The 17044-nt window shown below is 68.1% G+C and carries 15 protein-coding genes; 8 read left to right on the plus strand and 7 right to left on the minus strand.

Going from position 1 to position 17044, the window contains the following annotated elements; translation table 11 throughout:
• Nucleotides 1-5: 5 nt before the first annotated feature.
• The 5 genes from ACZ50Q_RS04145 to ACZ50Q_RS04165 all read right to left on the minus strand — a co-directional run bounded on the left by ACZ50Q_RS04145 (nt 6) and on the right by ACZ50Q_RS04165 (nt 4659).
• Nucleotides 6-803: an enoyl-CoA hydratase/isomerase family protein gene (locus ACZ50Q_RS04145; protein ID WP_369825600.1), complete on the minus strand. Its 798-nt coding sequence runs from the start codon at nt 801-803 to the stop codon at nt 6-8.
• 17 nt (nt 804-820) lie between these two features.
• Nucleotides 821-2041, minus strand: coding sequence for a CaiB/BaiF CoA transferase family protein (locus ACZ50Q_RS04150; protein WP_464080663.1), 1221 nt, complete (start codon nt 2039-2041; stop codon nt 821-823).
• Between the two features lie 129 nt (nt 2042-2170).
• Nucleotides 2171-2335, minus strand: a complete 165-nt coding sequence (locus ACZ50Q_RS04155; protein WP_464080664.1) for a hypothetical protein — start codon at nt 2333-2335, stop codon at nt 2171-2173.
• 130 nt (nt 2336-2465) lie between these two features.
• Nucleotides 2466-3443 (minus strand): hypothetical protein, encoded by a 978-nt coding sequence (locus ACZ50Q_RS04160; protein WP_464080665.1) that lies wholly within the window; start codon nt 3441-3443, stop codon nt 2466-2468.
• Nucleotides 3444-3462: 19 nt separating this feature from the next.
• Nucleotides 3463-4659 carry a hypothetical protein gene (locus tag ACZ50Q_RS04165; RefSeq protein WP_464080666.1) on the minus strand — a complete coding sequence of 399 codons (1197 nt, stop codon included), beginning with the start codon at nt 4657-4659 and terminating at the stop codon, nt 3463-3465.
• 1132 nt (nt 4660-5791) lie between these two features.
• Between ACZ50Q_RS04165 and ACZ50Q_RS04170 the strand changes: the two genes are divergently transcribed.
• Together ACZ50Q_RS04170 and ACZ50Q_RS04175 are read left to right on the plus strand one after the other, a co-directional pair.
• A complete protein-coding gene (locus ACZ50Q_RS04170; RefSeq protein WP_464080667.1) occupies nt 5792-6538 on the plus strand; it encodes a hypothetical protein in 747 nt (248 codons plus the stop codon).
• 402 nt (nt 6539-6940) lie between these two features.
• Nucleotides 6941-7861: a CAAX protease gene (locus ACZ50Q_RS04175; RefSeq protein ID WP_464080668.1), complete on the plus strand. Its 921-nt coding sequence runs from the start codon at nt 6941-6943 to the stop codon at nt 7859-7861.
• 184 nt (nt 7862-8045) lie between these two features.
• Here the strand turns inward: ACZ50Q_RS04175 and ACZ50Q_RS04180 are convergent, their stop codons facing one another.
• Nucleotides 8046-9488: a tetratricopeptide repeat protein gene (locus ACZ50Q_RS04180; RefSeq protein ID WP_464080669.1), complete on the minus strand. Its 1443-nt coding sequence runs from the start codon at nt 9486-9488 to the stop codon at nt 8046-8048.
• A 245-nt stretch (nt 9489-9733) separates the two neighbouring features.
• On the opposite strand from ACZ50Q_RS04180, the gene ACZ50Q_RS04185 reads away from it, so the two are divergent.
• From ACZ50Q_RS04185 to ACZ50Q_RS04210, 6 genes are all read left to right on the plus strand, one after another.
• Nucleotides 9734-10165, plus strand: a complete 432-nt coding sequence (locus tag ACZ50Q_RS04185; RefSeq protein ID WP_464080670.1) for a hypothetical protein — start codon at nt 9734-9736, stop codon at nt 10163-10165.
• 42 nt (nt 10166-10207) lie between these two features.
• Nucleotides 10208-10906 (plus strand): glutathione binding-like protein, encoded by a 699-nt coding sequence (locus ACZ50Q_RS04190; protein ID WP_092580981.1) that lies wholly within the window; start codon nt 10208-10210, stop codon nt 10904-10906.
• A 3-nt stretch (nt 10907-10909) separates the two neighbouring features.
• Complete coding sequence (locus ACZ50Q_RS04195; protein WP_076516883.1) at nt 10910-11845, plus strand: LysR family transcriptional regulator; 936 nt, start codon at nt 10910-10912, stop codon at nt 11843-11845.
• Nucleotides 11846-11922: 77 nt separating this feature from the next.
• Entirely contained in the window at nt 11923-13338 is a 1416-nt protein-coding gene (tcuA, locus tag ACZ50Q_RS04200; protein ID WP_464080671.1) for an FAD-dependent tricarballylate dehydrogenase TcuA, read from the plus strand.
• A complete protein-coding gene (tcuB, locus tag ACZ50Q_RS04205) occupies nt 13325-14554 on the plus strand; it encodes a tricarballylate utilization 4Fe-4S protein TcuB (RefSeq protein WP_464080672.1) in 1230 nt (409 codons plus the stop codon). The genes tcuA and tcuB overlap by 14 nt, the downstream gene beginning before the upstream one ends.
• 74 nt (nt 14555-14628) lie before the next feature.
• Complete coding sequence (locus tag ACZ50Q_RS04210) at nt 14629-15606, plus strand: Bug family tripartite tricarboxylate transporter substrate binding protein (protein ID WP_464080673.1); 978 nt, start codon at nt 14629-14631, stop codon at nt 15604-15606.
• Between the two features lie 15 nt (nt 15607-15621).
• On the opposite strand, the gene ACZ50Q_RS04215 is transcribed toward ACZ50Q_RS04210, so the two are convergent.
• Nucleotides 15622-17034: an aminotransferase-like domain-containing protein gene (locus ACZ50Q_RS04215; RefSeq protein WP_092580988.1), complete on the minus strand. Its 1413-nt coding sequence runs from the start codon at nt 17032-17034 to the stop codon at nt 15622-15624.
• Nucleotides 17035-17044: the final 10 nt, after the last annotated feature.

Consider the following 17044-nt stretch of genomic DNA (forward strand, 5'->3'; position numbering starts at 1 on the left):
TCTCCTTATCGGCCCTGGAACACGGGGGCGCGCTTTTCCAGGAACGCGCGGCGCGCTTCCTGCGCGTCCTCGGTCTTGCCGATGGCCGCCGTCATGTCCTGTTCGTAGCGATAGCCGTCGCGCAGGCTCATGTCCTCGATGGCGTTGAGCGTCTGCTTGGCCAGCACCGTGGCCAGCGGACTCTTGGACGCCAGTTCGCGGGCCAGTTCCATCGCGCGGTCCATCAGCGCCTCGGCGGGCACGGCGGCTTCGACGATGCCCAGCCGGTAGAGCTCGTCGCCATCGACGCGCAAGCCGGTCAGCATCATCCGGCGCAGGCGCGAATGGCCGAAGAGGCGCATGCCGTGCCGACCGCCGCCCAAGAGCCCCACGTTGATCTCGGGCAGGCCCACGACCGCATCGGAGGCGGCCAGCAGGATGTCGCACGAGGCCACAATCGCCAGGCCGGCGCCCAGGGCCGCGCCGTTGATCGCGCCCACCACGGGCTTGGCGCACTCGCGGATCGCATGAAAACACTCGCGCGTGCGGCGCGAGTGCTGCGGCAGGTCGCCCGGCCCCTTGATGGTGGCGGCGCGGTTCTTCAGGTCGGCGCCGGCGCAGAAGGTCTTGCCCTGGCCCGACAGCACCACGGCGCGCACCTCGGGCGTCTCCGAAATGCGGTCCAGCACCCAGGACAACTCATTCATCATCTCGGTGCTGAGCGCATTCACGGGCGGATTGGCCAGCAAGATCGTCGCGACGCCGTCGGCAATCGATACCTGCAGCGCGGTGTAGGGGCCTGCCAGGTTTTCCGGCATGTTCATGTCTCTCTCCTTGTTGTTCAGATGATCTTGCGGTCGCGATAGTCCTGGATCTGTTCAGCGGACAGGCCCAGTTCCGTCAACACGTCGGCGGTGTGCTGGCCCAGCAGCGGCGGCGCGGCATCGGCGCGCAGCGCGGCGTTGCCAAATCGCAGCGGGTTCATCACCTGCGGCACCGAACCGGCGACGGGATGCGGCAGGCGCCGCAGCATGGCGCGGTGCACGACCTGCGGGTCCTCGAACACTTCGGGCACGGTATTGATGGAGCCTGCCGGAACGCCGGCCTGCTTCAGGGCCGCCAGCCAGTGCGCGCGCGGCTGCGCGGCGAAGATCGCGTCCAGGATCGGGTCCAGCGAATCCTGGTTCTTCACGCGCTGGCTGTTGGTGAGGTAGCGGGGATCCTGCGCCAGCTCGGGCGTGCCCAGCACGCCGCACAGCGTGGCGAACTGCGCGTCGTTGCCGACCACGATCACAATGTCGCCGTCGGCGCAGGCAAAGGTGCGCTGCGGCTGGATGTTGGGATGCGCGGTGCCGGTGCGGCGCGGCACCTTGTTGCCCAAGAGGAAGTTCATGGCCTGGTTGGCCAGCAGGCCGACCTGCACGTCCAGCATCGCGACGTCGATGTATTCGCCCTGGCCGGTCTGCGCACGGCGCAGCAGCGCCGCCACGATGCCCAGCGCGGCGTAGACGCCGGTGGTCAGGTCCACGATCGGCACGCCCACCTTCTGGGGACCGCCGCCGGGCTTGTCGTCGCGTTCGCCGGTGACGCTCATCAGGCCGCCCATGGCCTGGATCAGGAAGTCGTACGCCGGTTCGGCGGCGCGCGGTCCGGTCTGGCCAAAGCCCGTGACCGAGCAGTACACCAGGCGCGGATTGATCTTGGACAGCGATTCGTAGTCCAGCCCCATGCGCGCCAGGGTGCCGACCTTGTAGTTCTCGAGCACGACGTCCGCGTCGCGGCAGAGCTCCTTGACCAGCGCCTGGCCTTCGGGCGTCTGCAGGTCCAGGGTGATGGAACGCTTGCCGCGATTGGTGGCGATGAAGTAGGCGCCGTCTTTCGTGTCCTGGCCTTGCTCGTCCTTCAGGAAGGGCGGTCCCCAGGACCGGGCGTCGTCGCCCTGGCCCGGCCGCTCGACTTTGATGACGTCAGCGCCCAGGTCGGCCAGGATCTGGCTCGCCCACGGACCGGCCAGGATGCGGCTCAGGTCTAGGACTTTGAGGTTGGATAACAGCGGCTGCAAAGCCTTCTCCTTGACTGCGGTGATGTGAAGGCAGTCTAGGATTCGCCGGGCTCCGGAGGAGGAGCCCGGGGGCGCAAAGCTGTTATGCGGTTCGGGCTGCGCCCGGGGGGCGCGGGGAGGGGGCCGCGCTTACCTTCCGGTGTCCGGGTAATTGGGGCCGGCGTCGCGGAATCCGCCGCTGCTGTAGGGATTGACCGCGCCGGGATGGGGCGGTCCGCCCGGGCCGGAGGTGCAACCGGCAAGCAGCAGGGCAACGGCAAAGAGGGAAATCAGGTGCTTCAGCGGGGCTTTCATGTGGGTCTCCTGCGTCTGCCCCTCAGCAGGCGCGCTTGCAGCGAATGAAGCGATTATAGGGCGGCGCGCAAAAGCAAACCGGGCGGCATCCCATGCAGGATGCCGCCCGGCGGGTTCCGGCGCTTGGCGCTCAGTTCTTCAGCGTGGGCGAGAACAGCGCCAGGACCTTGCTGTAGTCCCGGCCGCCGCCCGACAGCATTTCAGCCACGGACACGCCGTTGCGCGGATTCAAGGTCAGATGGATCTCGCGGTCTTCGCCGCTGGCGAAATTGGCCGCCGCCGAGCAGGCGTCGTCGTTGTCCTCGAAGCCCGCCATCGCCTGGCGCTGGATGCACTGCTTGCGGGCGTCGTCGATGAACTTGTCGAACAGCTTGGCGCGCTGCTTGTCCGGGTTGCCTTCGCCCGGGACGGCGGCGATGTTGTACCGCTTGTAGAGTTCGATGCTGCGCTTGACGTAGCCGTCGTCCTTGAGCGACAGGCTGCCCTCCGTGATGCGGACTTGCGCCAGGGGCGCCAAAGCGCGGTCGATCCGGCCCAGGCCCATGATGCCCATCATGCCCAGCGCGCCAAGCGCCGCGCCGTCCTCGGCCAGGGCGGCGGCACCGTTGACGCGCTCCAGGCCCAGCATCAGCTCGGCGTCCAGCGCGTCGGGTTGCTCGAGGTTGAGGTGGATCGACGCGTTGTCGTCGTCCCGCTGGTAGTCCCAGCGCACGCGCAGGTTGGCGGGGGGCAGGTCGGATTTGCCCGCCTGGCGGATAAGGTCCGTCTGGCTGAGCACGCTGTTGCCGTTGGGCAGCGCGGCGCCTTCGATCGTCACGTCGCCGCTCTGGCGGTCGTACGAGTTGCGCAGGCCGCTGACCTTGACGGTCTCGATGCGGGCGATGGGCGACGCCGCCGAGCCGATCGTGACTTCCTTCAACTTGGCGGAGCCGAACGGCGACGCCGAAATGCTCTTCCAATGCACCATGTCGCGCTGGCCGGTCTTGTCCAGCAGCGCCAGCAGTTCATCTTCGGCCTTGCCGGACGCATAGACGCCCAGCCCCCACCAGGCGCAGGCGAGCGCCGCCACGACGCCGCCCGCGATCAGGGATTTCTTTTGTTTGATCATTGCGTTGCTCGTCCGGCTATCAGGGTTGGGTGGCTTGGTCGATCACGGCCTGGGCCTGTTCTGGCGTCCAGTCGGGTAGGCCGAGCATCATGCGCGCGCCCACCAGCGGATCGTTCAGGTCGGCGCAGCCTTCTTTCTTGCACGCGTGGGGCGCGCCCTGGCCCAGCGTCAGCAGGGTCAGGGGCAGGCCGCGGCCATCGACGCGCTTCGGGTCCAGCGTGATGTCTCCGGGGACCAGGTACCAGCCTTCCTTCAGCGACTTCTGGCCGGGCAGGCGCATTTCGTAAGGCCAGTCGGCGACGGCGTCGTTGTCTTCGTGGTCGTCCACGTGGACCACCATGCTTACCGTGGCCTTGCGGCCGGCCATCAGGCCGCCGTAGCTGCCGCCGGTCAGCGGCTGGTAGCGCACGTCGCGCACCATGCGGCCCAGGATGCCCTGGGGATCGTTCTTGGCCTGCTCGACCAGGTTCTGGTACTGGCGCAGGTTGTCGCGTTCCTTGTTGGCCAGGCGCATCTGGGCTTCGCGCTTTTTGCGGGCCAGGATCTCGTCGCGCTTGAACAGGTAGTTCTGCGCATACTGCAGGTTGTAGCGCCATTCGCTCTTGGGCTTGCCGGTGCGCCAGTCGGTGGCGCGGTTGGCGTTGATGGCGTAGAGCAGATGCTCGGTCTGCCCGCCGATGGCCCCTTCCTCGAAGCTGTCCGAGAACACGATTTGCGCGTTGGCGGCGTCGGGGACCGACGTGCGCTCCAGCACGCGCAAGGCGGCGTCCACAGCCACTCGGATGTCGGCGGCGTTGCGGAACGCGTCCGCGCTTTCCGTGACCACATCGATCCGGTTGTAGCGCCAGGACTGCAGCGCGTCGTTGTACGACGCGTGTTCAGCGCGCAGCAGATAGTGCGAGCGGCTTACCGGGTCGCTGTCCATGTGGAACCACAGCGTGCCGTTTTCGCCGACGTGGGCCAGGCGCGCCGCGTTTACGGGCGCCGCAAAGGGAATGCCCGACACCAGCCAGACGTCATCCGTATGCGCGATGCGGGCGCCGTCCGAGCGTTCCAGCCGCAAGCGGCCCTTGCCCGTCGCGTAGCCGTCGGGGCCGCAAGCCAGGCCGTCTGACTTCAGCGTGATGTACTGCGCGCCGTCGCCCAGTTGGAAGGTCGAGATCACCTTGCAGCCGTTCTGGTCCTGCATGACCTTGAGTTGCTTGGTTCCGGCCATCGCGGCGGCCGCCTGCGGGGGCGCCCAACCGTTGACCGCGAACGCGGCTTGCTGCGGAGCAGGGGCTGGAGCCGAAGCAGGGGCTGGAGCCGGGGCCGGGGCCGGGGGAACGGCAGCGGGCGCCGCAGGCTGGGCGTCGGCGACCGCTGCGGCCGGCACGGGGGCAGGCGCCGGCTCGGGTGCAGGCGCCGGCGCGGCTGGGACCGCAGTCATCGCGGAAGCGGCTGGAGCGGCAATCGCGGGCGCCGGTGCTGCGGGCGCGGCCGCTGCGGCCGGCGTGGCGAAGATCGGGGCCGGCGCCGTTGCGGCAGCCGGTGGCGTTGCAGGGGCGGCCGGGGCCGGCGGGATGGGTGCTTGCGGCGCAGCTTGCTCGGCGGCAGGCGTGGCGGCTGTCGCGACCACGGCAGGCGTGGGAACAGCCGGCGCTGCGGCAGTTGGTGCGGCGGCAGTTGGCGATGCGGCGGCAGTTACCGCGGCAGCCGGTGAAGCGACAGCCGGTGCTGCGACAGCCGGGGCAGCCGGAGCCGGGGCAGCAGCAGCCGGGGCAGCAGCAGCCGGGGCAGTCGCAGCCGTTGCCACCGCAGCCGGTGCCACCGCAGCCGGTGCCACCGCAGCCGGCGCTGCGGCCATCTGCATCGTCCAGCCGGAGGCCTTGGCGCTGGTGCCTTCGGCGACGCGGGCGCCGGCACTGTTGACGCTGGTCCAGCGCAGGTCGGACGCCTGCGGGCATTGCTTGTTGAGCAGCACCCCGATCTTGGGCAGCAGCCGACCCAGCGCTGCCGCGTCGGGCGTGCCGCCGTAGACGGCGCGCAGGTTCAGTTGCGGACCGCACCAGGCCGCGCCATTGGCGTGGTCAATGAAAATCTCGATGTTTTCCGCCTTGGAATATGCCAGGCGATACGCCTCGGCGTGCGCCGGCGCACTGCCGACGCTGGCGGCAATTGCCGCAGCCACGCAAACCTTCTTCATCCTTTAAGCCTCGCCCTGTACGCTTTGGTTTACAGTATAACATTGCGTATCATTTCGTCATAAATGATACGACTGTAAGAGTCACCGGTTACAAGTAAATTCTTATTTTTAATCAAGAGGTTATTGAATGATGGCGGCGAGCGTTGGTGACGTTTTGGCAAAGATGGCAAGCAAGCCCGGCACTAGCCGTTCGGTCGGTGCAATAGTCCTGATTTCCGGCGTGGCGGCGCTGTCGGGCTGCGTCAGCACCGGCTCCGGCAAGATGGGGCTGGATTTCGGCGAAGTCCTGGCCCAGGAACAGCAGGTGTTCATGGTCAACGGCGAGCGCGCCGCGCTGCGCCGCTACTACAACGACTCCTACGACATCAAGCTCTATGGTCAGAAGAAAGTCATGGAACTCGACGTCACCGGCAACACGATGCTGGTGGCCAACGTCGCCGAGGTGCCGGGCGCCACGCTGATCACCCTGGACGTGCCGCAACCCGGTTGCAGCCACGTCTATCACGTGTACCGGGTGTCGGGCACGCAGTCCTCGAAGTGGGGGACCGGATATCGCAGTTGCGAAGGTCCGCTGTCCTTCAAGGTGGCCAACGGCCAATGGACCGCCCGCCAGACCGTAAAGCCCGCCGTCGGCAAACCCTACATGCTGGTCTACCAGGACGGCAATCTCTACACCCGTCCGCTTGAAGCCGCCAAGCCCCGCGTGCCGGCCAGGCCGCGCCCGAAAGCGGCGCCGAAGGCCGCGCCGCCCAAGCCCCCCGTGGCCGATGCCGTGAACCTGGACGACGTGGCGGCGCCGGCCGCTGCGGCCAACCTGGATGAGATCGATGCGCCGCCGCCCGGCAAGATCAACACCAGCGGCTTGAAGGCCGACACGTCCAGCGACGTGAAGATGAAGGACGAGAAGTAAGTTCGCCGGCGGCAAAGGCCGCCCGCACTTTCCAGGCCGGCTGCGCGAGCAGCCGGCTTTTTCATTGCCCGATGAATCCAGTGCAGCATTTCGCGGGACTAAGGCAGGAAGGCTGCCGAGTATGGCCAGGCACGCAAGTCGGCGGACATGGTGGAGAACCGTGGCGGGCAGACAGCCCGGCCAGCAGGCCCGAGAGGAACGGGCTTGGCGTGAGCTTATTCGGGCCTTGAAAACAAAAGCCCCGGCTCTAGGCCGGGGTGGGTATCAGGTCTTACATGATGGGTCGTAGGCTTGCGCCCATTGGAAGCCATCACCAACCTTGTCGCTATGGTACCGCACTTGCGCCCGCCAGCGTCAACCCCGACCGCTGGCGGGCCGCCACACTGGAGGTTCCTCGACCGTATGCCCCAGACTTTGCAATATCGGCCCGTGCTGATCGACTCGCTCATCAGCAACGAGCGTATCAACAGCTACCAGAGCGTATTCCACCCGGCCAACGACGTGGAACTGATGGGCGTGTACCTCTGGAACGCGCACGTCTGCGGCGCTCTGTTCCCTCTGATTGGCGCGGTGGAAATCACGTTGCGCAACGCCATCGACCAGGCGCTTGTCGCCGATTTGGGGCGCTTCTGGTGGGCGGGCGGCAAGCTGCACTATCGTTCCTTCGCGCCCGGCGTGGATGCGCCGCATCCGGTGCAGGCCGTGCGTGACAACTTCGCCAAGGCGACCCGAAACCATACCGCCGAGCAGCGCCGCCGCCATGCGGTGCGCGGCAAGCTCACACCGCACCATCACGGCGTGATTGCCAAGACGGAATTTTCTACGTGGGAGTTCGTGCTGGATGCCGAGTTCATGGGACGCGGGCTGATCTGGCCCAAGCACCTGTCCGGCGTGTTTCGCGGGTCGTGGCCGGTGCGTCAGGCTGGTGCGATGTTGGCCCATGTGAATGATCTGGTTGCCACGTCGCGCGACTTCCGCAACCGGCTGTTTCACCATGAACCAGCATGGAAACGATATGGCGTCTTGACCGAGGCGGACGCCTTGCAGCACTTGCAAGAGAAGATCGCCAAGGTCGAAAACCTGCTGGCACTGATACATCCGGAAAGCCTGCGGCTCTTGCAGGCCAATGGGCTGTTGCGGAACGCGCACCGGGCCTGCACGTCGGCCGAGATTCGGCGCTTTCAGCATCTGGCACAAGTGCATCAGATCGGCTCGCTGGACGTGCTGGCCGAATTGGTGACGCGATACACGCAGGAGAACAGCGTTTTGACCGCCCGGCTACATCCGGAATCGCAACTACGCTTCCTGATTCTGCCGCCATGAACCTACCTTGGACGGCATGGTTTACGGCCGGCGGCGCGGCATTACGCTCGTACGGGAATGGCACCGCCCGCCGTGGCTTGGCCGCATGCGCAGCGCAGTGCCGTCAGGCGCGCATTGCGCAAGACAGGAACAAGCGGCGCGCATCACGACCTTGATATGTCCTGGTTCCGATAGCGGACATTTTTCAAGTCTGTTCGCTTGACCGGGTCTTGGCCTTGATCCGCGGCCCGTCGCAGCGGTCCCGGTATGCCTGCACCGCGCTAGAACCCGACGGCTGAAAATACGGATGCGGATAGGCGGCTTCCCGCAACGCGCTGTGCAGGCGCAGGCCCCAGACGCACTGCCGCTGCGCCTCGTCCCACAGCCGCGTGGCTTGCTCGCGCTGGCCGCTGCGCCACAGCGCCAGTCCGTAGTCGGCCACCATTTCCTCGTCTCGTGGCAGATCGCGATAGGCGTCGCGCATCAGGCGCAGCCCTTCTTCGGTCTGGCCGCGCAGTGCCAGGATCCAGCCCAGCGTGCCCTGGTTGTAAGGACGCGGGCCGTAGCGGTCCAGCGAGCGGCGGGCCTGTTCCTCGGCTTGCGCCAGGTAGTCCGGGAAGTCCGCCAGGTAATAGGCCGTGTTGTTGGCCAGGTCGTCGCCCGTCGGCGCGCGCGCGCCGTCGCGGCGGGATTGCCGGGCCTGCAATGCGTTCGAATCGGCCAGGACCAGTTCCGGCATGCCCAGCAGCTGTTGCACGGCCAGGCGTTCGCGCAGGAGATCCGTCTTGACGGGCTTGAGCCATTGGGGAAACGGCCGTTGCCGCGCCTGCATCAGCCAGTGGCGGGCCAGGTCGGGCTGGCCGGCCAACAGCAGCAGGCGGGCCAGGTCCAGCTGCTGCGTCGGGGTCTTTGCACAACGCATCGCGGCGATCCGTTCGCGTGCGCCGTCAGCGTCGTTTTGCGCAAACTTGCGGTTGATGGCGTCGAGCTCGTTAAAGCACGACCCGTCGGCGGTGACCCGTCCTTCGATGGACAGCGAGATCGATCCGGCCGGCACGTCATGGCTGAAGTACGCCGTGGCGCCCTGACGGGTGGTGTAGCCCAGGTCCACCCACTGTTCGCCCCAGCGCAGGTGCATGGTCATGATGTAGGGCCAGCCGGGCAGCGGCTCGTCGTCGCCGCTGCGCAGCAGCTGGAAGAAATGGCCCCACGGCCCGTCGCCGATGCGGCGCAGCAGAGTGAAGTCGTCGGCGCGATGGGGCAACGCGGTGCGGATGCGCGCCGTGCGGCCCTGGGCGTCGGTCACGCCGTGCAGGATGCCATCGGTGCGAGGCGTGTCGAGGATGGCGTCGTCCTTGCCCGTGAGGAAGACGCGGTAGGGCGTGTCGGGCGCCGGGGTTACGCCATCGCGGGTCGGCAGCATCAGCGTCAGGACGTGCTCGGTGGACGGGGCCTGCTCGGCCGCGTCCGGCGTGTGCGGATCGGCCGAGGCGGCGATGGGCGCGGCCTGCGTGGCGGGCACGAATCCCGCCAGCGCGACGGCCAGCCAAAGCGCGGGCAGGGTGCGGGGCCCTCGGGGGCGCGTCGGCGCGGCTTGCGCGGCGTGTCGTGCGGGAACCGGTCCGGGGCGATGCTGCGGATGCTTCATGGAACTGCCGATGATGCCGGGCCGCTGCACAGTGCCGCGACGGGCGGGGTGGTTGGGGACGCGCAGGTATCAGGCCCCGCGCGCCAGTGCGACGCGGATTGTCGCATCAGCCATGGGATCCGGGCGAATCCGCGCGGGCCGCGCCGCGCCGCGCCCGGTGCGGGGCTGAAGGCCCGGCCCCGCCGCGTCCAAGCTGTGGCATGCTCCCGCCACTTCCCTCCCGGTGGCCTTCGCCCAAATCCCGCATGCCCAAGCTCCTCTCGCGTGTCCTGGACCTTGTCCTGCTGTCCTTCGCCGCCGCGCTTTTCGGCGCCTGCCTGACCTCCCTGGTGTCCACCGGCGCCTACGGCTGGATGGTCCCCGATGCGCCCTACGTGTACGAACCCCGCGACTTCTATGCACAGGCCATCCTGGCGGGCCTGGCAGGCATGATGGCGCTGACGCTGGCCGAGCGTTCGGCCAGGCTGCGGCAATCGCCGCCTGGGCGCGCCGTGGCGACCTTTGCCGCCGCGCTCCTCGCCCTGTACCTGGCGCCGCCGTCGCCGCAGCTCTTCGGCAACACCTGGGCGCCCGGCGAGGCGACGCGCGAGCTGTTCCTCGCGCAACTGCACATGGTGCTGCCCATCGCGCTGGCTGTCACCGCGCTGCGGTGGGGGTTGCAGCGGGTTTTGCGCTAGGATTGTCGTCACCCAACCCCGCCTGCCTTGGAGAATCCCCGCATGTCCTCCCTAGACGCCTTCGCCATCACCAAGAAGTGGCCTGCCCGGCATCCCGACCGCATCCAGCTTTATTCGCTGCCCACGCCCAACGGAGTGAAGGCGTCGATCATGCTGGAAGAAACGGGGCTGCCCTATGAGCCGCACCGGGTCGGCTTTGAATCCAGGGATCAGTTCTCGCCGGAATTCCTGTCGCTCAGCCCGAACAACAAGATCCCGGCCATCCTCGACCCGAACGGGCCGGACGGCAAGCCGCTGGGCCTGTTCGAGTCCGGCGCGATTCTGGTGTATCTGGCCAGCAAGGCCGGCCAGTTCATCCCGGCCGACACGGCGGGGCGATTCGAGACGCTGCAATGGGTGATGTTCCAGATGGGCGGCATCGGTCCGATGTTCGGCCAATTGGGATTCTTTCACCGCTTCGCGGGCAAGGAGTACGAGGACAAGCGCCCGCGCGATCGCTACGTGGAAGAGTCCAAGCGCCTGTTGGCGGTGCTGGACCAGCGCCTGCAAGGGCGCGACTGGGTGATGGGCGACCAGTACACCATCGCCGACATCGCGATTTTCCCGTGGGTGCGCAACCTGGTGGGCTTCTACGAGGCCGGCGAACTGGTCGGCTTTCCGCAGTTCAAGAACGTCGCGCGCGTGCTGGAGGCGTTTGTCGCGCGCCCGGCGGTCGCCAAGGGACTGACCATCCCGGGCTGACCCATGGAACTGCGCCAGCTCCGTTACTTCGTGCGCGTGGTCGAGGCGGGCAGCATCGGCCGGGCGGCCATGTCGATCGGTATGGTCACCTCGGCGCTCAGCCAGCAGATCAGCCGCCTCGAAGGCGAACTGTCCACCCGCCTCTTGCAGCGCAGCGCCAGCGGCGTGGTGCCCACGGACGCGGGGCTGGCCTTCTTCCGGCAGGCGCAGCTTGCCCTGCGCCACGCCGACGACGCGGTGCAGGCCGCGCAGCAGGCGCGGCTGGCCGGCCACGTCAGCGTCGGCCTGCCGTCCACGACGGCGGCGGTGCTGGGGGCGCCCTTCCTGAAGGCCATGAACGAGCGCTATCCCGACATCCGGCTGCATCTGGTCGAGGCGCTGTCGGGGCACCTGACGGACATGCTCAACGGCCGCCTGCTGGACCTGGCCATCGTGTTCCACGCCGAGTCCGCGCGCCGCTGGAGCGTGATGCCGCTGCTGGACGAGCCGCTGTTCCTGTTCGCCCGGCCGGACATGCCGGGCGTGCCCGCCATGCCGGCCGGCGGTACGACGCGGCTGGAAGCCATCGCCGACCTGCCGCTGGTGCTGCCCAGCGGCCGCCATGGGCTGCGCGCCCTGGTGAACAACGCCTTCCTGCAATTGGGGCGCACGCCGCGTGTGGTGGCCGAGGTCGATGGCCTGTCGCTGCTGATGGACGTGGTGCAGCAGGGCGCCGCCGCCACCATCCAGCCCAGTTCCGCGACCGCGCGCATCGCGCCCGGCCAGTTGCAGATGGCGCGCATCGACGATGCCCATCTGTTCCGCTCCAACCTGCTGGCCAGCCTGTCGGACGAGGAACTGTCCCCCGCGGCGCTGGCCGCCCGGCTGGTCATGGCCGACGTGTCCCGCACCCTGGCCCGCGAGGGCAAATGGGCCGTGGTGACTCTTCACGAATCGTGAACACCCGTTGACGCCTGCCTGATATCGCGGCGGCGCTCCGCTGCGTACAGTCTGCCCCTTGAACTGGGGAAGATGGCATGGTTGACGTCTTGGTGATTGGAGGGGGCAACGCGGCGCTGTGCGCGGCCCTGATGGCGCGGGAAGCCGGCGCCAGCGTCCTGCTGCTGGAAGCGGCGCCGAAGGAATGGCGGGGCGGCAATTCGCAGCACACGCGCAATCTGCGCTGCATGCACGATGCGCCGCAGGATGTGCTGGTCGACGCGTATCCCGAAGAAGAATACTGGCAGGACCTGCTCAAGGTGACGGGCGGGCTGACCAATGAACACCTGGCGCGGCTGGTCATCCGCGAATCGTCCACCTGTCGCGACTGGATGCGCCGCCACGGCGTGAACTTCCAGCCGCCGCTGTCGGGCGCGCTGCACGTGGCGCGCACCAATGCCTTCTTCATGGGCGGCGGCAAGGCGCTGGTCAATGCCTATTACCGCAGCGCCGAGGCCCTGGGCGTGCAGATCCGCTACAACGCGCCGGTCGATGCGCTGGAACTGGACAAGGGCCGCTTCGTGGCCGCGCGCATTGGCGCCGAACGCATCGAGGCCCGCGCCTGTGTGCTGGCCGCGGGCGGCTTCGAGTCCAACCGCGAATGGCTGCGCGAAGCCTGGGGCCAGAACGAGCGCGGCGAATGGCCGGCCGACAACTTCCTGATCCGCGGCACGCGCTTCAACATGGGCGTGCTGCTCAAATTCATGCTGGATGCCGGCGCCGACGGCATCGGCGACCCGTCCCAATCGCATTGCGTGGCCATCGACGCCCGCGCGCCGCTTTACGACGGCGGCATCTGCACCCGCATCGACTGCGTATCGCTGGGCGTGGTGGTCAATCGCGATGCCGAGCGCTTCTACGACGAGGGCGAGGACTTCTGGCCCAAGCGCTACGCCATCTGGGGCCGCCTGACGGCCATGCAGCCGGGCCAGATCGCCTATTCCATCATCGACGCCAAGGCCGTCGGCCGCTTCATGCCGCCCGTGTTTCCGGGCGTGAAGGCCGACACCCTGGCCGAACTGGCCGTCAAGCTGGGCCTGGACCCGGCCACCTTCGAGAAGACGATCGGCGACTACAACGCGGCTTGCCGCGTGGGCAAGTTCGACCACACCGCGCTGGACGACTGCCACACCGAAGGCCTGACGCCCGCCAAGACGCACTGGGCCCGTCCCATCGATACCGCGCCGTTCTACGGCTACGCCCTGCGGCCCGGCATCACCTTTACCTACCTGGGCCTGAAGGTGGACGACACCGCCGCGGTCCGTTTCAACGACACGCCCAGCGACAACCTCTTCGTCGCGGGCGAAATGATGGCCGGCAACGTGCTGGGCAAGGGCTATACGGCGGGCGTGGGCATGTCCATCGGCACGGCCTTCGGCCGCATTGCCGGCACCCGCGCCGCCGCGGCGGCGCGCAGCCAGAAACCTGCGGGAGCACAACGTGAAGCAGCTTGAAGCCCTGGCCCGCGAGGCGCAGTCCTTTTCCAGCAGCCAGTCCGGCCCGGCGCCGGCGATGGCCGAGCAGCCGGTGCATTTCCACACCCGCGGCGCCAAGCCGCTGACGGAAACGCTGACCGACGATGAAACCGAAGTGGCGCGCGTCATGCAGATCTGCAACGCCTGCCGCTATTGCGAAGGGTTCTGCGCGGTGTTTCCCGCCATGACGCGCCGCCTGGAATTCGGCAAGGCCGACCTGAACTACCTGGCCAACCTGTGCCACAACTGCGGCGCCTGTCTGCACGCGTGCCAGTACGCACCGCCGCATGAGTTCGCCGTCAATGTGCCGCAGGCCATGGCCAAGGTGCGCATGCAGACCTATACCGACTACGCCTGGCCGGCCGCGCTGGGCACGCTGTACAAGCGCAACGGCCTCGCGCTGTCGCTCGCCACGGCCGCGGGCCTGGCGCTGTTCCTGGTCCTGGCGGTGGTGATGGCCGGCGGCCTGTTCCACGAGCCGATGGCCGGCAATTTCTACGCCGTATTCCCGCACAACACGCTGGCGCTGATGTTCGGCGTGGTGTTCGGCTTTTCGATGCTGGCGCTGGCGGTGGGCGTGACGCGCTTCTGGCGCAACGTCAGCCCGGGGGCGGCCTCGGGCGCGGCGGTGGCCGAGGCCGCGCACGATGCGCTGCGCCTGCGCTACCTGGACGGCGGCCACGGCAAGGGCTGCAACAACGCCGACGACGCGTTCACGCTGTGGCGCAGGCGCTTTCACCACTTCACGTTCTACGGCTTCATGCTGTGCTTCGCGGCCACCTGCGTCGCGACGCTGTACCACTATCTGCTGGACCTGCAGGCCCCATACCCGATCCTGAGCGCGCCGGTGCTGCTGGGCACCGCGGGCGGCATCGGCCTCTTGATCGGTCCGGCCGGATTGCTGTGGCTGAACCTCAAGCGCCATCCGCTGCAGGGCGACGCCGCGCAAAAGCCGATGGACCGGGGCTTCATCGTCCTGCTGTTCCTGACCAGCGCGACCGGCCTGGCGCTCCTGGCCGGCCGCGACGGCGGCGCGATGGCGCTGCTGCTGGCGATCCACCTGGGCGTGGTGATGGCGCTGTTCCTGACCTTGCCCTACGGCAAGTTCGCGCATGGCATCTACCGGTCGGCCGCGCTCTTGAAGTGGTCCATCGAAAAGCGTCAACCCAACAAGCTGCAGCTCGGTTCGGACTGACCGGACCGGCTTTATCGCCGATATGACGGCGCCCCAGGAAGGCGCCGCAATCGATAACAACCGAGGAGACTTCAATGTTCCGCTCACGACTGCTGGCGCGCGTTGCGCTGGCCGCCTGTATGACGCCGGCGCTGCCGGCGGCGCATGCGCAATCCTTCCCCGCCAAGCCCATCACGCTGGTCGTTCCCCACTCGGCTGGCGGCACGTCCGACATCCTCGCGCGCACGGTGGCTGCGGAAGCCGCCAAGACGCTCGGCCAGACCATCGTCATCGACAACAAGGGCGGCGCCAACGGCACCATCGCCGCCAAGCAGGTGGCTTCGAGCGCGCCGGACGGCTACACGCTGCTGCTGGCGACCGCCAGCACGCACGGCATCAACCCGTCGCTGTACTCGCGCATTTCGTACGACGCCGTGAAGGACTTCACGCCGGTCACGCTGCTGGCCACCGTGCCCAACGTGCTGGTCGTAGGCCCCAACGTCAAGGCCGGCAACGTCCAGGAGCTGATCGCCTACATCCGTTCGCAGGGCGACAAGACCAACATGGGCTCGGCCGGCGCCGGCACGCCGGGGCACCTGGCCGGCGAGATGTTCAAGAGCGAGGCCAAGCTGGAATTCACGCACGTGCCCTACAAGGGCGGCAGCCCCGCGATCACGGACCTGATCGGCGGGCAGATCGACTTCATGTTCACCACCATTCCGGGCGTGCTGCCGCACGTGAAGGCGGGCACGCTGCGCGCGCTGGCCGTCACCTCGCCCGAACGCTCGTCGGCCATGCCCGACGTGCCGACCATGGCCGAATCGGGCCTGCCGGGGTTCCAGGCGGTGTCGTGGCACGGCATCGTCGCGCCCGCCGGCACGCCGGATGCCGTGGTGGCCCAGCTCAACCAGGCGCTGAGCAGCGCGCTGGCCGCGCCCGAAGTCAAGCAGCGCCTGCTGGAAGAGGGCGCGCGCGCGTCCGGGGTGAACACCGCCGCCTACGGCAAGTTCATCCAGACGGAGATCACCGCGTGGGCGAAAGCGGTCAAGGACTCCGGCGCCACCGCGAACTGACGCGGCAATCGCGCGTCATCTGCCCGCCAGCAGCTTGCCCAACGTCGCCATCCCTTGCTCCATGCCGTCATGCCACGGATGGCCGTGGTTCAGGCGCAGGAAATTGCCGAACGCGCCTGACGCCGAGAACAGCGGTCCCGGCGCGATGCTGATGCCGTGGTCCAGCGCGGCGCGGTGCACCTTCATGGTGTCGATGTGCGCCGGCAGCTCGACCCAGACGAAGTACCCGCCGGCCGGGCGCGTGGCGCGCGTGCCCTTCGGAAAGTAGCGCGCGATGGCCTGCAGCATTTCGCCCTGCTGCAGCGCCAGCGCCTGCCGGAATTGCCGCAGGTGGCGGTCGAAGCCGCCTTTTTCCAGGTAGGCCGCGATGGCGGCCTGGGTGGGGGCGGGCGTGGCGAGGCTGGTGGTCAGCTTGTTGCGCATGATGCGCCGCGTGTGGCGCCCGCCGGCCACCCAGCCCACGCGGTAACCCGGCGCAAGCGTCTTGGAAAACGACGAGCAGTGCATCACGATGCCCTCGGTATCGAACGCCTTGGCGGGCCGCGGCCGGGTTTCGCCGAAATAGAGTTCGCCGTACACGTCGTCCTCGATCAAGGCCACCTCGTGGCGCGTCAGCAGCTTGACCAGCGCCTCCTTTTTCTCGTCGGGCATCAGGCTGCCAAGCGGGTTCTGGAACGTCGTCATCAGCCAGCACGCGCGCGGACGGTGCCGCAGGATGGCCGCTTCCAGCGCGTCCAGATCGATGCCCACGCGCGGATGCGTCGCCACCTCGATGGCGTGCAGGCCATTGCGTTCGAGCGACTGCAGCGCGGCGTAGAAGGTGGGGGATTCGACGATCACCGCGTCGCCCGGCTGGGTGACCGCGGCCAGGCTGAGGTTCAGCGCGTCCAGCGCGCCGTTGGTGATGACGATGTCGTCGACCGGCACGGTCAGGCCGTCAGCCAGGTAGCGCAGCGCGATGGCGCGGCGCAGGGCCGCATCTCCGGGGCTCAGGTCGTCGATGGAACCCCACGGGTCCAGCTTCTGCACCGTCGACGCCATGAACCGGGCCAGGCGGCCATACGGCAGCAGGGACGGGCTGGGAAACGCCGAGCCGAAGGGCAGCATGTCGCGGCGCAGCGTGGCGTTGAGCACGCGCAGCACGTTGTCGCTGACGTCCACCGGATGGCGTCCCGCGCTGGCGCTGGACATCCCGTCCAGCTCCGGCAGCGCGGCGCGCGGGGCGCGCTGCACGTAGTAGCCGGACCGGTCGCGCGCGCGGATCAGGCCGCGCGCCTCCAGCAGGTAATAGGCCTTGAACACGGTCGACGGGCTGACGCCGCGGCTGGCGCTGGTCTGCCGCACCGAGGGCAGGCGGTCTCCCACCTGCAACAGGCCGGACAGGATCGAGGCGGTGATGTCTTCGGTCAGGCGTTCATAGCGCTTCATGGGAACTCCC

The sequence above is a fragment of the Achromobacter sp. T5-5 genome (assembly GCF_055397965.1).

Excerpts from the sequence above, each read along its gene's own strand:
- ACZ50Q_RS04145 (WP_369825600.1), bottom strand. The coding sequence starts at position 803 with ATGAACATGCCGGAAAACCTGGCAGGCCCCTACACCGCGCTGCAGGTA.
- ACZ50Q_RS04155 (WP_464080664.1), bottom strand. The coding sequence starts at position 2,335 with ATGAAAGCCCCGCTGAAGCACCTGATTTCCCTCTTTGCCGTTGCCCTG.
- ACZ50Q_RS04160 (WP_464080665.1), bottom strand. The coding sequence starts at position 3,443 with ATGATCAAACAAAAGAAATCCCTGATCGCGGGCGGCGTCGTGGCGGCG.
- ACZ50Q_RS04165 (WP_464080666.1), bottom strand. The coding sequence starts at position 4,659 with ATGGCCGGAACCAAGCAACTCAAGGTCATGCAGGACCAGAACGGCTGC.
- ACZ50Q_RS04170 (WP_464080667.1), top strand. The coding sequence starts at position 5,792 with ATGGCAAGCAAGCCCGGCACTAGCCGTTCGGTCGGTGCAATAGTCCTG.
- ACZ50Q_RS04175 (WP_464080668.1), top strand. The coding sequence starts at position 6,941 with ATGCCCCAGACTTTGCAATATCGGCCCGTGCTGATCGACTCGCTCATC.
- ACZ50Q_RS04180 (WP_464080669.1), bottom strand. The coding sequence starts at position 9,488 with ATGAAGCATCCGCAGCATCGCCCCGGACCGGTTCCCGCACGACACGCC.
- ACZ50Q_RS04185 (WP_464080670.1), top strand. The coding sequence starts at position 9,734 with ATGCCCAAGCTCCTCTCGCGTGTCCTGGACCTTGTCCTGCTGTCCTTC.
- ACZ50Q_RS04190 (WP_092580981.1), top strand. The coding sequence starts at position 10,208 with ATGTCCTCCCTAGACGCCTTCGCCATCACCAAGAAGTGGCCTGCCCGG.
- ACZ50Q_RS04195 (WP_076516883.1), top strand. The coding sequence starts at position 10,910 with ATGGAACTGCGCCAGCTCCGTTACTTCGTGCGCGTGGTCGAGGCGGGC.
- tcuA (WP_464080671.1), top strand. The coding sequence starts at position 11,923 with ATGGTTGACGTCTTGGTGATTGGAGGGGGCAACGCGGCGCTGTGCGCG.
- ACZ50Q_RS04210 (WP_464080673.1), top strand. The coding sequence starts at position 14,629 with ATGTTCCGCTCACGACTGCTGGCGCGCGTTGCGCTGGCCGCCTGTATG.
- ACZ50Q_RS04215 (WP_092580988.1), bottom strand. The coding sequence starts at position 17,034 with ATGAAGCGCTATGAACGCCTGACCGAAGACATCACCGCCTCGATCCTG.